Source organism: Desulfosporosinus shakirovi, from assembly GCF_020595055.1.
GTDB lineage: Bacteria > Bacillota > Desulfitobacteriia > Desulfitobacteriales > Desulfitobacteriaceae > Desulfosporosinus > Desulfosporosinus shakirovi.
In genome coordinates, this window is record NZ_JAJDOO010000031.1 from 24,578 (window position 1) to 41,035 (window position 16,458).

Genomic DNA, 16,458 nt, shown 5'->3' on the forward strand with positions numbered 1-16,458 from the left:
CTATCTCCTTGAATGGTCCAATATTAGTACATAATGCATTATTGGCAAAAATAGAATTACTCACCGCGCTGCATTCTGTTTTTGACCACGATAATTTTCTACTAGCCTGGGTAGAATAATTGCGTAATAGAGAAAACTATCGGCCAAGAAGGAGACGTGCAATATTACTCAGTCAACTATAATAGTGGCTAAGTTTAATGGATTATTCGATTTAGGAGGGAAAAATGGCCTTTAATATTATCTTAAACTCCAAACTCAAAATTTTCTTATTTGTAATTGGTATTATTATCCTCCTGTTGGCAATGGCATTTATTATCTTCAGATTTTATCTGAATAATTACAAAGACCCTTGGCATGAGAAGCTCGCTCAAGCAGGGGTTACGGAAAAAAATGTGCAAATCGGTCAGGTTAATTTTAACTATGCCGAGGGGCCTGATAACGGGCCTGCCTTACTTTTATTAAATGCCCAGCATATGGATTGGTACAGTTACAGCCGAGTAATGCCGGAGCTGTCTACTAAATTTCATGTATTTGCCGTGGATTACCCAGGTCATGGCAAAACCACCTATCCGGAGAAGTACCCTATGAATGCCAATCAGATAGGAGGGGATCTGGCTACTTTAATAGAAACTGTAATTCAAGAACCGGCCTATGTGACAGGGAATTCGTCAGGCGGACTGCTAACCACCTGGCTGGCGGCTAATAAGCCGGAACTGGTTAAAGCCATTGTCCTTGAAGATCCACCGTTATTTAATTCAGAGTATCCTAAAGTGAAGGAAACGGTTGCTTATAGATCCTTTTCTACTGCCCATAATTATGTTGAGGAAATCGAAAACGATGATTTTTTGCTCTACTGGCTGGAAAGTAATTCGGCTTTTTTTGAGAAGCATGCCGGAAAGTTTTCAGTGCCTTTAATTAAATCAGCTGTTAACAGCTATCGGAGCTCGAATCCAGGAGAAGCGGTTGAAATATCCTTTCTTCCAGATACTGTACGACTGATGATTAGAGGTTTTAATTACTATGATCCGCATTTTGGCAATGCATTTTATGATGGAAGTTGGAATGGGGATTTTGACCATGCCCAAGCCCTTGGAAAAATTACTTGTCCGGCATTACTGATTCATGCGAATTTCGAAATTCTTGATTCTGGTGAATTATATGGTGGACTGGATCAGGATGAGGCAGATCGAGTGGTTTCCTTAATCCCTAATTGTGAATATATAAGAGTAGATTCTGATCATGTCACTCATTTAGATAATCCTGACCAGTTTATTCAAATTATTGAGGACTTCTTTTTAAGCGAATAGTTCATAAATTAAAAACCCGTCGTTATGCACCAGCAGAATTGCTGATTGTTTTCTGCTTTAAGTGTCCTATTGGAGATAATACCAAGCAGTCTATAGATTATTCCGAGATCAAAAATTAAAACAGTTGATGTAAAGCATATAATGATCCCAGCACAAATAGAGGAATAGAGCCGTGGCGAAACTTAAGTTTGGCCACGGCTCTATTTTATAAGTGAACTCATTCAACTAAAGTTGAACATCGAGACTTCGGTGGGGGAGTCTACCATCCTTCGCCGCTAAGTATTTCTATTGGGAGGGCGGCTCGGCGATAATCTATCCTACGCCGATACGTATTCCTTCTGGGATCGCGGCTTCGGCGATACTCTCCACCGGAGACTATCGTGAAGCGGAGTACGAGGGCCCACTCCCACTTGAAGTGGGAGTCTTACGATTGAATAAATTATCTATATCCTGCTTGATCGTCTCCAAATCTTCATCTTCTCGGCTTCTTTAATCAAATCATCCCGGAAGTCTGGATGGGCAAGATTAATCAACTCTTCCGCCCGTCTCCAGATTGATAAACCAAACATATTCGTTTTGCCGTACTCCGTTACTAGGTTTGGCGTCAATGTGCGTGGTACAGTGACAACTGCTCCCGGAGTCAACATCGGCTTAATTCTGGAATGAAGTTTTCCCTCCTTATCCGTATAGGTAGAAGTGAAGGCAAGGTATGCTTTTCCCCCTTTGGATTTCAGTGCTCCGGTTACAAAATCCACTTGCCCTCCAGTCCCGGAAAACTGATTATAGCCGATGGATTCTGAACAAATCTGGGTCAATAGATCTATCTCCATAATGTTATTGATACTAATCATATTATCGTGTGCGGCAATTTTCTCGGGAAGATTTGTGTAATAGACCGGATAAGAAGCCAAGAGTTGGTTGTTATGAATGAAATCATAGCATTCCCGGCTGCCAAAAGAGAATGTATAAGCTGTCTTACCCTGATCATAAGCCTTTCGGGCATTGGTTATTTGGCCATTTTTATACATTTTCATCATAGCGTCGTTAAATAACTCGGAATGAAGGCCAAGATCTTTTAAATCAGATTCAGAAATCATTTTCCCTATCTCGTTAAGTACATCACCTATTCCCAATTGGAGGCAGGATCCGTTCTTGATATCTTCCATAATAAATCCAGCGATTTTCTTTATTTCAGGTCTGGCTTCAGCCGGAGGGGGCAAGCAGGGAACAGCATTGTTGGTTTCGATAATTCCATCTATTTCACTTATATGAAAACCCTCATGATAACCTCCAAGAGCTCTAGGCATATCTGGGGTTATTTCTACGATTCTTAGCTTTGCCCCTTTTCCATAGGCATAGTTATGCGAATTAGTAATGCCAAAGCTGAAAAAGCCGTTTTCATCCATTGGCGTTACTTGCCCACACCACACAGATCCAATAGTTTGAGGTTGTTGCACCATTAAATCCACAACCTGATGGTAGTTGCCGGGGATAAATCCGGCAAGCTGTTTCTTGTACAGCATTCTATCGATGATGCCCAGAAAATTACTATAATAGGTGAAGGTTTTATGCTCTGGATCTTGGACTGCGACCTGGGGAATGGGAGGGATGGCATTGGTTACTCTGACGATAACATCCTTGAGACCAGGTTCATCGGCTCTAGCTGCCAATGCTTTATCAAATTCTATGGGTTTGATCCCGGCTTGACCGTAATCCACTAAGTCTCCTGATTTCACCATACCGGCTGCCTGTTCTGCAGTCTTTAACTTGCTTTGATATTCTTTAGTATAGAAACTCATAGTAATACCTCTCTCTTAATACTATTAAATTGCTACCAACTTCATATCCGGAGATTTTTCTCTGAAACAGTACTTGTATAGCGTTAACTCAATCATCGAAGATATGCCTTCTGTGATTGCCTCCTTTCGTAACCCAGCTAGGCAGGAAGGAAAAACGAAGCAACGATTACAAGATAACGGTAGAACTGGCTATAAATCTATAACTATAACAACACAATAATGCAATTTTTATGCCAATGACTTATTAGAGCAGGTGAAACCGGTATTATCTCACTTGGAACTAGCTGAAACTGCTATTGCCTATTCTGCCAGATCCGTTCAAGTGTCGGGAAACTGCAGGTTACTTATTTATTACTGTAAAAAACTAAAAGGTCCTAAAAATGAATGCTAAACCCATAAAGGACAGTCCCAAATGTGGGACATGTAATTATTCATCAATCAGAGACACCCACTCTTTCAAGTGGGTGTTCCTTATTTTTGTCTAACGAAAACCACCTGCTATGCAGGTGGTTCCAAAAAGCTTTGCTATGAAAAGAATTGATTCTCGCATGATGTTTCAACTGAACTGGGGGCTATAAATTGTTAACCAAGTTCTCTGTGTCTATTGAAAGATAGTTTGGATTAAAGCGACAGTCCTTGATTTGCCTCCTTGGAGGCGTCGGGAGAAGCTTTACAATTGACGGATCTATCAGTAAGCCTTGAGGCTATGTATAGTACCTGCCCTTATAGGGCTAGTGCAAACACCCGCTGAGCGGATGGTGGTGATTCTACTTCGGTGACGATAGCCTCCGGTACGATACTCTCCGGTGGAGAGTATCGCCGAAGTCGTGGTCCCGATAGGAATACTTACCGGCGTAGGATAGAGTATCCCCGAGCGCCTTCCTCGATAGGAATACTTGAGGGAAGGAATATGATTGGCACACAATTTGCAATATGGGTAGCCAGGCATTGAAAATGAATTCGAAAGAGAAGGGAGAGATTTCAGTGGATTTTGGATTAACTGAAGAGCATAAATTGCTAAAGCAAACCTTCAAGAAGTTTTGTGATAAAGAACTTACCAAAGACTATGTAGCTTGGATGGATGAAAACTGCGACTTTATTCCCGATGATCTCTATAAAAAGCTGGCTGACTTAGGCTTGTTTGGAATGACTATTCCCGAAGAGTATGGTGGCGCCGGAATGACCTTTACTGACTTTATGGTGGCTATGGAGGAGGTGGCTATCGCATCAGCGGCTGTGGCTATCGGTGCGGGATTAGCCGTGTCTTTTGGCGCGAAAGTGATTGGCGGAATGGGAACTGAGGAACAAAAACAATTCCATCTACCCAAGATAGCCGCCGGAGAGACGAAGTACTGCCTGGCCTTAACTGAGCCGGGGGGTGGAACTGACATTATTAATTCTATGAGGGCAAGTGCCGTAAAAAAAGGAAAGGACTATGTCCTTAATGGACAGAAGGTATTCATCTCCGGTGGACATGTGGCTGACTACATGCTGGTCGTTGCCATCACCGATCCCACTGCTGCTAAACGTACTAAGGGAATGTCTGTCTTTTTAGTCGATGCTAAGATCCCAGGAATTACCGTTAACTTGATTAAAAAAGTATGCATCCATGCTTGTGGAACAACCGAGATCTTCTTTGATGACGTGGTTGTACCTGCCGAAAACCTGTTGGGTCAGTTAAATAATGGATGGAACAAATTAGTGGATGTCCTTAATCCCGAGAGAATCGGCACAGCGATGCTGTCACTCGGAATTGCCAAAGCTGCCTACAAGGAAGCTCACGAGTACTCCTTACAGCGGTTCGCCTTTGGCAAGCCCATCGGCTCATTCATGGTACTCCAGCACTACTTGGTTGATATGCTGATTGAGATTGAAAATGCCACCAATCTCATCTACAAATGCTGTTATCTATTGGAAAACGGTCTTCCTTACCATATGGAAGCTGCAATGGCCAAGTTAGTAGCTGGTCGGGCCTCTGAGATAGCCGCCATCAAGGGAACAGAGATCCTAGGAGGGTACGGGGTTTGCATGGAATATTCCATGCAGCGTCACTTCCGGGATTATAAACAGATGATCTTTTCACCGATATCGGATGAAATGGCTAAAAATATGATCGCTCAATGGACGGGATTGCCTAAATCCTATTAGATTAACTAATCTTATCAAGACAAGGAGGTTAATTCATGAGTAAAGCACAGTTTGCAATCATCGGAACAGGAGAAGTACCGTGTGGCATGTATCCTGACCGGACTCCTCTGGAAATTGCTTCATGGGCCGCCTATAAGGCCATTAAGGATGCCGGTATTAATAAAAACCACATCGACGGTGTACTGGGTGCCATGTCGATCATGGATAACGACTGGAACACCGAGGTCACCTTTGGACGTCTCCCAGAGGCCCTGGGGATAAAGAACTGTAAAACTACCGCGTTGGTTTCCTCCGGTGGGGCCTCAAGCAACTCGTTGCGGAAAACAGCACAGGGTTTACTCCTCGCTGGGCATGAAATGGTTCTGGTTATCCATGCCCAGCGCTTCTCAACCTTCACCCCGGGACAGTTGGCAGAGGGCTTTGCTAAGGCCGGAGCCGACCCGGAATGGGAGATTCCTTATGGCATGAGTTTTAATGCGTTGAGCGGGATGCTTGCCGAAAGGTATATGTACGAAACCGGGACAACCATCGAACAGATTGCCTCTGTATGTGTCGCCGCGCGTAAATGGGCCCTGCTTCAAGACAATGCCATGAACAAAAAAGCATTGACCCTTGAACAGGTACTCGGCTCTAAAATGATCTCGACTCCGCTGACTGCTTACATGTGCAATGTGCTTGCGGACGGTGGAAGCGCCTTTATTATGACCACTGCCGAACGAGCTAAAAAGTTAGTGGACAAACCAGTCTACATTCTGGGAGAAGGATCAGAATATTCCCACCGTAACCTGACCAAGGCTAAGGACCTAACCAGGATGAAAGCAAAGTCGGCAATTGATCTTGCTTACCAGCAAGCCGGACTCGGACCAAAAGACATGGATATTGCCGAGATTTATGCCTCCTATCCTATGCTTACGTTGATACTTTTTGAAGAAATGGGGTTCTGCAAACGAGGGGAAGCCGGTAAGTTCTTTATGGAAGGGCATACCTCACCAGGGGGAAGGATGCCGGTGTGTACTAATGGTGAGGCACTGTCCTTTGGCCACACCGGTACAGGGGTTGGCATAGCTCTATTCGTGGAGAGCGTTCGGCAATTGCAGGGCAAGGCAGGAAGAGCACAAGTTCCCGGTGCCCGTTTCTTAGTCGAAAACTGCGGTGGCGGGGCCTTCATGGACACCCACTGTTCCGTTATGAGTAATCAATTACTCTAAGAAAGGAGTGAACATAATGAGCAATCAGTACAATAAACCGTTACCGAATCCACAAAGATGGTCCCAGGACTTCTGGAAGGGTACCCAAGATCACAAGTTTCTACTAAAAAAGTGTAAAGAATGCGGGAATATTGACCATCCACCCTATCTATACTGCACAGAATGTATGTCCATGGAGCATATTTGGGTTGAAGCTTCGGGTAAAGGGAAGATTTATACTTATTCCACCACTTATTTAGGAGCGCCCCCGGCGTTTACTAAAGATCAGCCTTTCACTCTGGCTATGATTGATCTGGCAGAAGGGCCGCGTATGCTGAGTAAAATCGTCGGCGCCAAAGCGGAAGAGATAACCATCGGTGCTGATGTAGAAGCAGTATTTGAAGATGTCACCACGGACACTACTTTGGTCATGTTCCGGTTGGTGTGAGGGGGTAAAATCAATGACAGAAGTAAAGACCAAGTTTGAATTTATTAAATATGAAAGAAAAGGTGCAGATGGAGGAGCTCTGTGGTTAACTTTGAGTAACCCTCCAATGAAAAATGCCCTTAATGATCCAATGCAATTAGAGCTTATTGAAGCTCTGGAGCAGATCAGATATGACAATACGATTCGGGTTATTGTCCTCACCGGTGATGAGGAAGGCGATGCCTTTTGTTCTGGCGGAGACATCAGCCTGCTCAATAAGATGAATAACTATGAAGGGTATGATTATGCCTACCAACGCGGCAACCATATCCAGTTTCTTTTGACCTATATGGAGAAACCAGTGATTGCTGCAGTTAACGGTTATTGTTTGGCGGGAGGTCTGGAACTAGCTCTCTGCGCTGACTATATTTATGCAGCGGACAATGCGGTTTTTGGTTTGATGGAAATCAATCTTGGCGTATTAGCGGGATGGGGCGGGATGACCAGATTACCCAGAAGAATTCCTGTCAATAGAGCCAAGGAAATGATTTATACGGCTGAAATGATTGACGCTGACGAAGCTCTTAAGATTAATCTGGTTAATAAGGTATTTGCCAAGGCGGATTTGATAACTGCGGTGGAAAAAACAGTGAAAGCCATTTTATCTAAGCCCCCTTTGGCAGTTAGAGCTGCCAAAACGGTAATCAATGACGGAATTTCTTGTGGAAGTATCCAGGCTGCACAGACGATAGAACGGGGTATGAATATGTGGCTGGGAAATACTGAGGACTTCAAGGAAGGTACCACAGCTTTTTTAGAAAAACGCAAACCGGTTTTCAAAGGCCGCTAATTTAGATAAAGTTTCGATGGAGGATAGGGTGAATATACCTTTCTTAACTCCGTAAAGGAATTTGGAGATTTGGGACACTTCGTAATCTGGCAAGGTAAAATTTGCGTTGGCCATCGGTTAACAAATCCTTTTTGGTTGCCCTGCACTTACCTTTTCGGAGTTACCGGTTTCCCTTTTTTATATTGCTTTGAACAGAATGGCAACATTGACAACAATGGATTCAAATCGGCTGGGACATCCGTTGAGCGACTGCTCTGCGCATAACAGTCAGCCTTTACTATGAATTGGAAAGGATTGAGAAAACGACTGATGGCGCTTCTCTTTGCGTAGGCGGTGGATTTGACGTGCGCTTCTTTGGAGAGCTAATAAGTACTCTGACTTGTGGAGGTGAGGTTTGAAGTGGCAAAAGTAATAACTTCAGATGAAGTTGCGGCTATGGTGAATAAGGGCGATACCATCATGGTAGGGGGATTCCTGGCGGTTGGTAGTCCTGAAACAATTTGTGATGCTTTAGTTCGCAGGAACGTTAAGGATCTAAGTCTAATATGTAACGATACTGGGTGGCCTGATCGCGGTGCAGGCAAGTTGATAATGAATCATCAATTTAAAAAGGTCATCGCCTCTCACTTGGGAACTAACCGGGAAACCGGTCGCCAAATGAGTAACGGAGAATTGGAAGTAGAGTTAAATCCTCAGGGCACGCTCATTGAGCGTATCCGTGCCGGAGGAAATGGAGTAGGTGGCTTTTACACTCCTACCGGAGTAGGGACCCTAGTGGCTGAAGGAAAGGAGATCCGAATCATTAACGGCAGGGAAATGCTGTTGGAAACTCCTTTAAGAGCTAAATTTGCATTTATAAAGGCTTTCCTGGGGGATAAGTACGGTAACCTGCGTTATCAGGCTACCGGCAGAAACTTTAACCCTGAAATGGCCTTCGCAGCGGATATAGTCGTTGCCGAAGTGGATAATCTGGTGGACTTTATGGACCCGGAAGATGTAACAACCCTTGGTGTACTGGTGGATTACTTAGTAAGGAGGGGTAAATAATGGACCTGCGGGAAAAAGTGGGTAGGAGGGGTGCCCGGTTATTTAAGGATGGTATGCTCGTAAACCTGGGCATCGGGATGCCGACTGCCTTGGCGGATTATATCCCTGAGGGCATTCAACTGAATTTTCAAACCGAAAATGGTGCAATAGGGTTTGGCCCCGCTCCTGAAGAGGGCTATGATAACCCATATCTTACCAATGCCGGTGGCAGTCCCCTAACCATACTGCCCGGAGGGTGTTACTTTGACAGTGCCACCTCCTTTGCTCTGATCCGAGGGGGGCATGTGGATGCCACGGTACTTGGAGTGCTTGAAGTTGATGAAAAGGGTAATCTGGCTAACTATATGGTTCCAGGTAAACTAGTGCCTGGTATGGGTGGGGCCATGGATCTGGCTATCGGAGCAAAGATGGTGGTGGTAGTGACGGAGCACTGTGATAAAACCGGTAATCCGAAAATATTAAAGAGATGCAAGCTGCCTCTTACTGCCAAGGAGAGTGTTCACTGGATTCTTAGCGAGCTGGCCTTGATGGAAGTTACTAAAGAGGGCCTAGTGCTCAGGGAAATAGCTCCTGATACAACCATTGAAGAGGTTAGATCTAAAACAGAAGCAGATTTAATTATTTCGGCCGATGGGGTAGAGACTGTGAAATATTACTAGGATAAAAGGAAAAGGATACCCCTTAGATATTTATGCTAGATTCTTGAAACCTGTTTAGTACAAATTTATACACCAAAATCAAGGAGGGACTAATGAAAGTAGGAGAGGTTTTTAAGTATAGAAGAAAATTCACCAACTTGGAAGTCAGGATATTTGGTGAATTGACAGAAAACACAGCATTAGTTCATCTAGAAACTGACCCTCTCGGCAGACTTATGGTTCAGGGTTTACTAACAGCAAGCTTGCCAATAAAAATAGGCACCGACCTCAATTTAATAGGCTGTCAAATGGAAATGAAATTTGTGTCGCCTGTATACACTGAAGACACAATAACCTGTAGCTCGTTAATTGAACGAATCGAAGAAATAAGGAAGGGCACAAAAATATGGTGTTCCTGGAAATGCACTAATCAAAACAATGAAACGGTGTTAATAGGATCGGCCATTGGGATTCGTATTGGACAAGAACCTACTTTGTAAGGCTTATCCTTCTGACGGAGGCTATTATCATGTATTTGTATGGACAGGTCCATTAATTTGTAATTATTAGTCTCTCAAATGGGACACTTTCGTGAGGAAGTGTCCTATTTGAGATAATGCCAAAAAAGTCAATGAATTCAGACTATATTGTAAACAAATCTAAAGATACTGTCCCATTTCGGATAATTAGGTTTAGAAAATGGATCGAACACTTGCCAGTTTCTTTGCTGTTTAGATCGTGGCATATTTCTTGCATAATCTTAGGAGAGGTTGGCTTTTGAACTATTAAGTTTTTATATGGAAGAATAATTTCAACAGGGGGTTGAAAATAAGAACAATGTCTTCTGTAACATATAATGAGTATTTGATCGTACTCTATTTATGAGTATTAACATTAATAGTTAGCGTTGGGTAAATATTAATTATTACAATAATTATATATTTCGTCCCAATTAAGGCAACGATAAAAGCTTTTGTTTTTTGTGTTATTCCCGTAATAATTTCATAATGGCAATTGTTATGGGAGGACCTTTTCGGAGGGCCTCGAATGCTATGCACTCAGCTCAATTAAGGGAGGTATTTATGGACGCATTTCAAAGGCAAAGAGAGCTACACTCGAGATTTATTAATGGCGAGGAAATAGATCCAAGCGAAATACGATCAGAAATTTTCGAGTCATGGAAGCGTAGCAAAAAAACTGTCGATCCTTATATGAAAAGAAATACAGAATTATTGGCTGAAGAGGATTTTAAAAGGTTAAGGCTAAAATATAAGGAAATTATAGAAATAACGGTTCCAGTAATGCAGAATCTCTATGATATGATCAACGATGGTGGGATTGAAATAGGTCTCGTAGCTGCAGAGAAGGAAAACAACTATATTCTAGAAATAATTGGTGACGAGTTAGCTTTGCGCCAAAGTAAATATATAAATTGCATACCAGGCAGTAATTGGGCAGAACACATTACTGGAACTTCAGCTTCTACTGTGGCCCTTTTTGAGGATAAACCTTTTCAAATTTATCCATTTGAGAACTTTGTTTGTCTTCTAAAAGATAATACACAAGCTGCCGCACCAATTCACGACCCAGAAACTAGGGAAATAATTGGCGCTCTTACCATAGCAGGTAATTTCAAATTAGTACATCCTCATACTCTGGGAATGACCGTGGCATTGGTCAACTTAATTGAAAAACAAATAATGACTACTAGAGTACAGAAGAAAGCCGAGATAGAAAATAGTTATAAAACCCTGCTAATAGAATCCGCCGCTATTGGATTAATAGCTATTGATAGTAAAATGATGGTTACTCACATAAATAAAAAAGCCATGCAGACTTTCGGGTTTAGTAAAGATATTGTCGGGTATAACATTATTTCAGCTTTGTCAGAAGTTTTTGAAACGTTTAAGAGTACTAAGCGATTTAGTGACGTTTTAATGTGTGATGATTGTGTTACTGATGAATTGATTAACATTTCTTCCAAATCTGGAACAATTCGATGCGCTATTTCTATTCGTTGCATTGATTTAAATGAACAGCGAATTGGAAAAGTAATAACCGTACAAGAAATGTCTCGTCTCGATACTATGATCGCACGAACCATTGGTAATAATGCAAGAGTAACCTTTAATGACCTAATCGGAATTAATGAACAATTTCTTAGATGCATTGAAAATGCCATTAAAGTATCTGATTCTAGATCCAGTATTTTACTTCTGGGAGAAAGCGGAACCGGCAAAGACCTATTTGCGCAGTCTATTCATAATGCTAGTACTCGAAGTAACCAACCGTATTTCGCGATAAACTGTGCCGCAATACCGCATGAACTTATAGGAAGTGAGCTTTTCGGATATGTTGAAGGCGCTTTCACTGGAGCTAAGAAGAATGGTAATCCCGGAAAATTTGAGTTGGCTAATGGTGGAACTCTATTTCTAGACGAAATCGGAGATATGCCTTTAGATATGCAAACCTCTCTATTGAGGGTGCTGGAAGAGAAGGCAATAACCCGCATTGGCGGTCAAGCTTCAATACCGATAGACGTAAGAATAATTGCAGCTACCAATAAGAATTTAAAAATTGAATTTGAAAAAGGGAACTTTCGTGAAGATCTTTACTATCGGCTTAATGTGATCAGTATTGACATTCCGCCATTAAGAAAGAGAAGAACTGACATTCCGCTTCTAATAGACCATATGATAAAAACAACATCGGCTCGTTTAGGTAAGCTACCAGTCAATGCAGATACATCCTATGTATTAGCCTGCACATTGTATGATTGGCCCGGAAATGTAAGAGAATTACAAAATGTAATTGAGCGAAGTATTAATCTGTCAAACAGAAAACTACTTACTACTGATCTTTTGCCCGAACACATTACGAAGAACAATAACGAAATTGATAATTTACATGAAGCAAATCTGAAACAATATTCAAAGACTATTGAATCTGAAATAATTAAAGCTTGTATAAAAAAATATGCGAATGTAAGAAAAGCAGCTAAGGAATTAGGAATTTCTAAAAGTACTTTATATCGTAAATTAAATCAGGAATAGAACAAAATCAATAAACTCCATAGATCTTTGTCAGTTGACCGCTATTCCAAAGAAGTGCGGTTTACTGGTTTAACTAACGGCAAATATTAGACACGTACAGCAACGATCGTTTCGGGACGATCTTTAATAGACGGTGTACCAGCCCAGAAAATAATCCACTCGAACTCAAAATAAACTAAAAGGTTATACGTTTGAAAAGTGGGAGAACGACCTTATAGAAAAGTCGAAGGATATGGGATTGACTTATAACGGATAGTAATAAAAAACCGCCAAAGCTAGCAAGAGCAGGGATTAAGCACATTTTTTGATCTGTTTTGCACTTGGTGGTTTTTCTATTTTATTCTTATTCGAAAGAATAGATTCGTACATCACTAGTTATATTAAGTGCAACTAAGGCAACCGTTGTCGACTATGGCATGGTGCCGGCTAAATTTTCATCAGTCATTGATTCTATGGCTTGATCTAACCAAAGCATTACGCAAGTAAAGACTATTATAACCTGAGTTTGGCGACACTTTTTCCTAGATCCGGACGTAGCAAAGCTTTTTATTCGTCAGATCGCCAAAGCCATGGGCAGAGAATTAAGACAAAATGGGCAATCAGGACTTTAAATTAGAACTTGCAGTTATTAATTGAAGGAAAGTCCGAAAAATATGTAGAATCATAAATAATAATACGAAGTTATGGTCAACAAACTACATTGATAGAAATTGAAAGGCAAGCTGTAGAATCGTAGAAAACTCTTGAAGTAAAACTTTATACCATGAAGCATAATATACTTCCTAGCTTTGGGAGGAGATTTGATTATTTTGTACGACAGCAATCAGGGGAAAAGTATGTGGGAGGAATTTATCCAGGGTCGATCAATTGACACTTCAAAATTGAGCATTGAGGTCTTGAACTCATGGCAAAGATGTAAAGGTAAAGTTGATCCTTACAAGAAAAAGAACCTGGAAATGGTGTCCCCTAAAGATCTTGAAGAGTTAAAATTCAAATACAGGGATCTAATAGATATTGGAGTTCCGACTATGGATAATTTTTATAATTATGTAAAAGGTTCGGGATTTTCGATATTGCTTGGGCCAGTTGAAAATGGTGAACTAATTATACTTGAAGTTATTGGCGATCATGAGCAATTGGCTGCGCATGAACTGACTAATGCATTTCCGGGATACAGATGGACAGAGTCTGTAATGGGAACGACTGCTGCAACATTAGTAGCTTATCATGATAAGCCTTTTATTGTTCATCCTCAAGAGACTTGGTGCGAATGTCTCAAGGAAGTTTCTACTTGTGCTGCTCCTATTCATGATCCTGATACTTCGGAATTGATTGGAATCCTAACTGTGGCTGCAAGTTATACTAAGATCCACCCTCATACTTTAGGAATGGTTGTTGCTGCAGTTGATTCCATTGAGAAACAACTGGCGGTTCGCCGCTTAGCTAGAAAATGGGAGATTGCTAATCACTTTAAAACCGTCATCATGGAGTGTTTCTCAGATGGATTGATCGCCGTTGATGAGTACGGATCGGTTATACATGTAAACTATAAGGCCTTGGAAATTCTGGGCCTTGAAAAAAACCCAATTGGTTTAAATATTTTCGAAGTTTTGAAACGAACCTATGGAACAAATAAGCGGTACCAGGAGCTGGCCAGTGTTATTAATTCAGAAGAAAGTGTGCTGGATCGGTTTGTTAACATTCGAAATTCTGAAGGAGTTATCAGATGTGTAGTTTCAACACGTTATTTAGAATCACACGGGGAGTTGCTGGGCAAGATTTTAATCATTCAGCAGCTGTCCAGAACAGCAAAGTTGGTCACCAGCGCCTTGGGAAATTATGCTCGTTTTACGTTCAGCGATATCCTTGGACAAGAACAAAAATTTCTTAACTGCATCAAGATTGGCATTAAGGTCGCAAAAACTTATTCAAATGTCCTTTTGTTAGGTGAAAGCGGTACTGGTAAGGATTTGTTCGCCCAAGCTATTCATAATGCAAGCTCGCGGAAGGATAAACCTTTCTTTGCGATCAATTGTGCTGCTATCCCACGAGACTTATTGGGAAGCGAGCTCTTTGGCTATGTAGAAGGTGCCTTTACCGGGGCTAAAAAAGGTGGCAGCCCAGGGAAGTTTGAACTTGCTGATGGCGGTACTATTTTTCTTGATGAGATAGGGGATATGCCCATTGACATGCAGACCTCCTTTTTGCGTGTGCTTGAGGAAAAGACAGTGACCAAGGTTGGAGACAAGGGCGCTATTCCAGTGGATGTTAGGGTGATTTCCGCTACCAATAAAGATTTGTCTGAAGAGGTTAAAAAAGGGAATTTTAGAGTTGATTTGTTTTACCGTATAAATGTTGTAAATATTCCACTTCCACCCCTGAGAGAAAGAGTCGGAGATATTCCACTGCTTATATCTAACTTTGTCAAACTATTATCCGACAGGCTAGGTAAAAAGATAGATCATATAGTTCCAGATGTCTTTAGAATATGTTCAGAGTATGATTGGCCAGGAAATATTCGGGAACTGCAGAATGTAATTGACAGAGCCGTAAATCTAGCAGACGGCAATACCTTGAGTTCTGACTTGTTACCCGAAACATTATATCTTTCAACCCATTATAGGCCACTTAATAAAAGTGAACATAGGCTTGAAACCATTAAGAGCGCAACGGAAAAGAGCACAATACGAGGGTGTCTAGAAAAATACAATGGAAATATGACGTTAGCGGCTAAAGAATTAGGAATTGCTCGTAGTACGCTCTACCGCAAGGTTAGAAATATAACTGACAACTCAGTTAATTAAACTAATCTGTGGATGACGAAACACTACCAGAAGCAATTAACAGCAGGTCAATATATCGCTCTAAAGATACACAATTGAAGTATACACTGTGTCTAAATATACACAATTGTGCTTTGTAAGGAGTCATAACTAAAGGGATAAATTTATATGTAAACTAGTTTATTGCGGTATCAATCATCGATGTAGGTATTTTTGTTTGACGGAAATATTTCCAGATAAATAAGTGTCGTTAGATATGTGACAAACTTAATATAGTTGCAGAACTCTCCAGCAGGCAGTTTGCCTTTTGGAGAGTTCTGCAATATTGGCACAAATTTTGCATTCTATGAATATTGAAGATTGCAAATTTTAGTCTATTAACAAAAAATCTTCCACGAATAGAGGAAGGCGGATTTGTATGATTGGGAAAGAATTAATTGGGAGACAGAGTGAGTCTGTTGTATTGAAAATAGAGCACGAGGAGGTTTGTAGGTTTGCTGAGACTTTAGAGATTCAGTTTGATGATCGTGTACCTGCTACATTTGTCGAAACCCTGACCCGAGCTGACATACCTGGGTTTAAGATGCTTCCCGGTATGATCCATGGGGAACAGAAATTCACTTACCATCGTCCGCTTTTAATAGGAGATATTCTTAGTTATAAGCTGTGTATTAAGGATGTCTATGAACGCACTACTAAGCTGGGAAAGGTAACATTTTTCGTAATTGAAACTACCGGTATTAATTTAACTGGCGAGCAGGTGTTTACTATTAGTTCCACATTTTTCGCCCCAACAAAGGAGACGGCCAATGAATAATTTGATGAGTTATCAGGTCTCTGACCGATTGCCAATAAAAGTATGGGCTCCTAACCATTTGCAAATTCGCCAGTACTCTGAGGTTTCAGGAGATTTTAATCCTATTCATCTTGATGACAACTATGCAATAAGAGCTGGTTTAGGTGGAGTAATTGCTCATGGTATGCTGACTATGGCTCATATGGCTGCGATGCTCACAGAGTGGATCGGTCAAGAGGGTAATATTGTTATGCTTAGTGTTCGTTTCGAACAAATGGTTCGTCCAGGTAATAAAATCACCTTTTATGGTATTATCAGTGAGCGAGTGGAAAAAACACTAGTGTGTAATTTAGAAGCAAGAAACGAGAATGAGGAAAAAGTTATTTCGGGCTTAGCCAAAATCTCGATTAATAACTAACATAA

At 41.4% G+C, this 16,458-nt stretch carries 13 protein-coding genes; 12 read left to right on the top strand and 1 reads right to left on the bottom strand.

The genetic code is table 11. The annotated features are described in order from the left end of the window. The first annotated feature begins 224 nt into the window (after window positions 1-224). Window positions 225-1,307 (top strand): alpha/beta fold hydrolase, encoded by a 1,083-nt coding sequence (locus LJE72_RS20195; RefSeq protein ID WP_229249792.1) that lies wholly within the window; start codon window positions 225-227, stop codon window positions 1,305-1,307. A 443-nt stretch (window positions 1,308-1,750) separates the two neighbouring features. Here LJE72_RS20195 and LJE72_RS20200 read toward each other — a convergent pair whose 3' ends face one another. Beyond that, window positions 1,751-3,106: an acetyl-CoA hydrolase/transferase family protein gene (locus LJE72_RS20200; RefSeq protein WP_229249793.1), complete on the bottom strand. Its 1,356-nt coding sequence runs from the start codon at window positions 3,104-3,106 to the stop codon at window positions 1,751-1,753. A gap of 984 nt (window positions 3,107-4,090) precedes the next feature. Between LJE72_RS20200 and LJE72_RS20205 the strand changes: the two genes are divergently transcribed. The 11 genes from LJE72_RS20205 to LJE72_RS20255 all read left to right on the top strand — a co-directional run bounded on the left by LJE72_RS20205 (window position 4,091) and on the right by LJE72_RS20255 (window position 16,453). Continuing rightward, on the top strand, window positions 4,091-5,254 hold the full coding sequence (locus LJE72_RS20205; RefSeq protein WP_229249794.1) for an acyl-CoA dehydrogenase family protein: 1,164 nt from the start codon (window positions 4,091-4,093) through the stop codon (window positions 5,252-5,254). Window positions 5,255-5,289: 35 nt separating this feature from the next. After that, window positions 5,290-6,462 carry a thiolase family protein gene (locus LJE72_RS20210; protein WP_229249795.1) on the top strand — a complete coding sequence of 391 codons (1,173 nt, stop codon included), beginning with the start codon at window positions 5,290-5,292 and terminating at the stop codon, window positions 6,460-6,462. 16 nt (window positions 6,463-6,478) lie between these two features. Continuing rightward, window positions 6,479-6,889, top strand: coding sequence for a Zn-ribbon domain-containing OB-fold protein (locus LJE72_RS20215; protein WP_229249796.1), 411 nt, complete (start codon window positions 6,479-6,481; stop codon window positions 6,887-6,889). A 13-nt stretch (window positions 6,890-6,902) separates the two neighbouring features. Further along, window positions 6,903-7,718 (top strand): enoyl-CoA hydratase/isomerase family protein, encoded by an 816-nt coding sequence (locus tag LJE72_RS20220; protein ID WP_229249797.1) that lies wholly within the window; start codon window positions 6,903-6,905, stop codon window positions 7,716-7,718. 399 nt (window positions 7,719-8,117) lie between these two features. Then, the gene (locus LJE72_RS20225; protein WP_312038951.1) at window positions 8,118-8,765 is read left to right on the top strand and encodes a CoA transferase subunit A; all 648 of its coding nucleotides are present in this window, start codon (window positions 8,118-8,120) and stop codon (window positions 8,763-8,765) included. Then, the gene (locus LJE72_RS20230; protein WP_229249798.1) at window positions 8,765-9,424 is read left to right on the top strand and encodes a 3-oxoacid CoA-transferase subunit B; all 660 of its coding nucleotides are present in this window, start codon (window positions 8,765-8,767) and stop codon (window positions 9,422-9,424) included. Before LJE72_RS20225 ends, LJE72_RS20230 begins: the two co-directional genes overlap by 1 nt. A 92-nt stretch (window positions 9,425-9,516) precedes the next feature. Then, window positions 9,517-9,903 carry a hotdog family protein gene (locus tag LJE72_RS20235; protein WP_229249799.1) on the top strand — a complete coding sequence of 129 codons (387 nt, stop codon included), beginning with the start codon at window positions 9,517-9,519 and terminating at the stop codon, window positions 9,901-9,903. A 582-nt stretch (window positions 9,904-10,485) separates the two neighbouring features. Then, on the top strand, window positions 10,486-12,456 hold the full coding sequence (locus tag LJE72_RS20240; protein WP_229249800.1) for a sigma-54-dependent Fis family transcriptional regulator: 1,971 nt from the start codon (window positions 10,486-10,488) through the stop codon (window positions 12,454-12,456). An 800-nt stretch (window positions 12,457-13,256) separates the two neighbouring features. After that, a complete protein-coding gene (locus LJE72_RS20245; RefSeq protein WP_229249801.1) occupies window positions 13,257-15,260 on the top strand; it encodes a sigma-54-dependent Fis family transcriptional regulator in 2,004 nt (667 codons plus the stop codon). Between the two features lie 397 nt (window positions 15,261-15,657). Then, window positions 15,658-16,056 carry an FAS1-like dehydratase domain-containing protein gene (locus LJE72_RS20250; protein ID WP_229249802.1) on the top strand — a complete coding sequence of 133 codons (399 nt, stop codon included), beginning with the start codon at window positions 15,658-15,660 and terminating at the stop codon, window positions 16,054-16,056. Then, window positions 16,049-16,453, top strand: coding sequence for a MaoC/PaaZ C-terminal domain-containing protein (locus LJE72_RS20255; RefSeq protein ID WP_229249803.1), 405 nt, complete (start codon window positions 16,049-16,051; stop codon window positions 16,451-16,453). The genes LJE72_RS20250 and LJE72_RS20255 overlap by 8 nt, the downstream gene beginning before the upstream one ends. Window positions 16,454-16,458 lie beyond the last annotated feature (5 nt).

What these genes read in the sequence shown, in the direction of transcription:
- LJE72_RS20195 (WP_229249792.1), top strand. Translation starts at nt 225, where the DNA reads ATGGCCTTTAATATTATCTTAAACTCCAAACTCAAAATTTTCTTATTT.
- LJE72_RS20200 (WP_229249793.1), bottom strand. Translation starts at nt 3,106, where the DNA reads ATGAGTTTCTATACTAAAGAATATCAAAGCAAGTTAAAGACTGCAGAA.
- LJE72_RS20210 (WP_229249795.1), top strand. Translation starts at nt 5,290, where the DNA reads ATGAGTAAAGCACAGTTTGCAATCATCGGAACAGGAGAAGTACCGTGT.
- LJE72_RS20215 (WP_229249796.1), top strand. Translation starts at nt 6,479, where the DNA reads ATGAGCAATCAGTACAATAAACCGTTACCGAATCCACAAAGATGGTCC.
- LJE72_RS20220 (WP_229249797.1), top strand. Translation starts at nt 6,903, where the DNA reads ATGACAGAAGTAAAGACCAAGTTTGAATTTATTAAATATGAAAGAAAA.
- LJE72_RS20230 (WP_229249798.1), top strand. Translation starts at nt 8,765, where the DNA reads ATGGACCTGCGGGAAAAAGTGGGTAGGAGGGGTGCCCGGTTATTTAAG.
- LJE72_RS20235 (WP_229249799.1), top strand. Translation starts at nt 9,517, where the DNA reads ATGAAAGTAGGAGAGGTTTTTAAGTATAGAAGAAAATTCACCAACTTG.
- LJE72_RS20240 (WP_229249800.1), top strand. Translation starts at nt 10,486, where the DNA reads ATGGACGCATTTCAAAGGCAAAGAGAGCTACACTCGAGATTTATTAAT.
- LJE72_RS20250 (WP_229249802.1), top strand. Translation starts at nt 15,658, where the DNA reads ATGATTGGGAAAGAATTAATTGGGAGACAGAGTGAGTCTGTTGTATTG.
- LJE72_RS20255 (WP_229249803.1), top strand. Translation starts at nt 16,049, where the DNA reads ATGAATAATTTGATGAGTTATCAGGTCTCTGACCGATTGCCAATAAAA.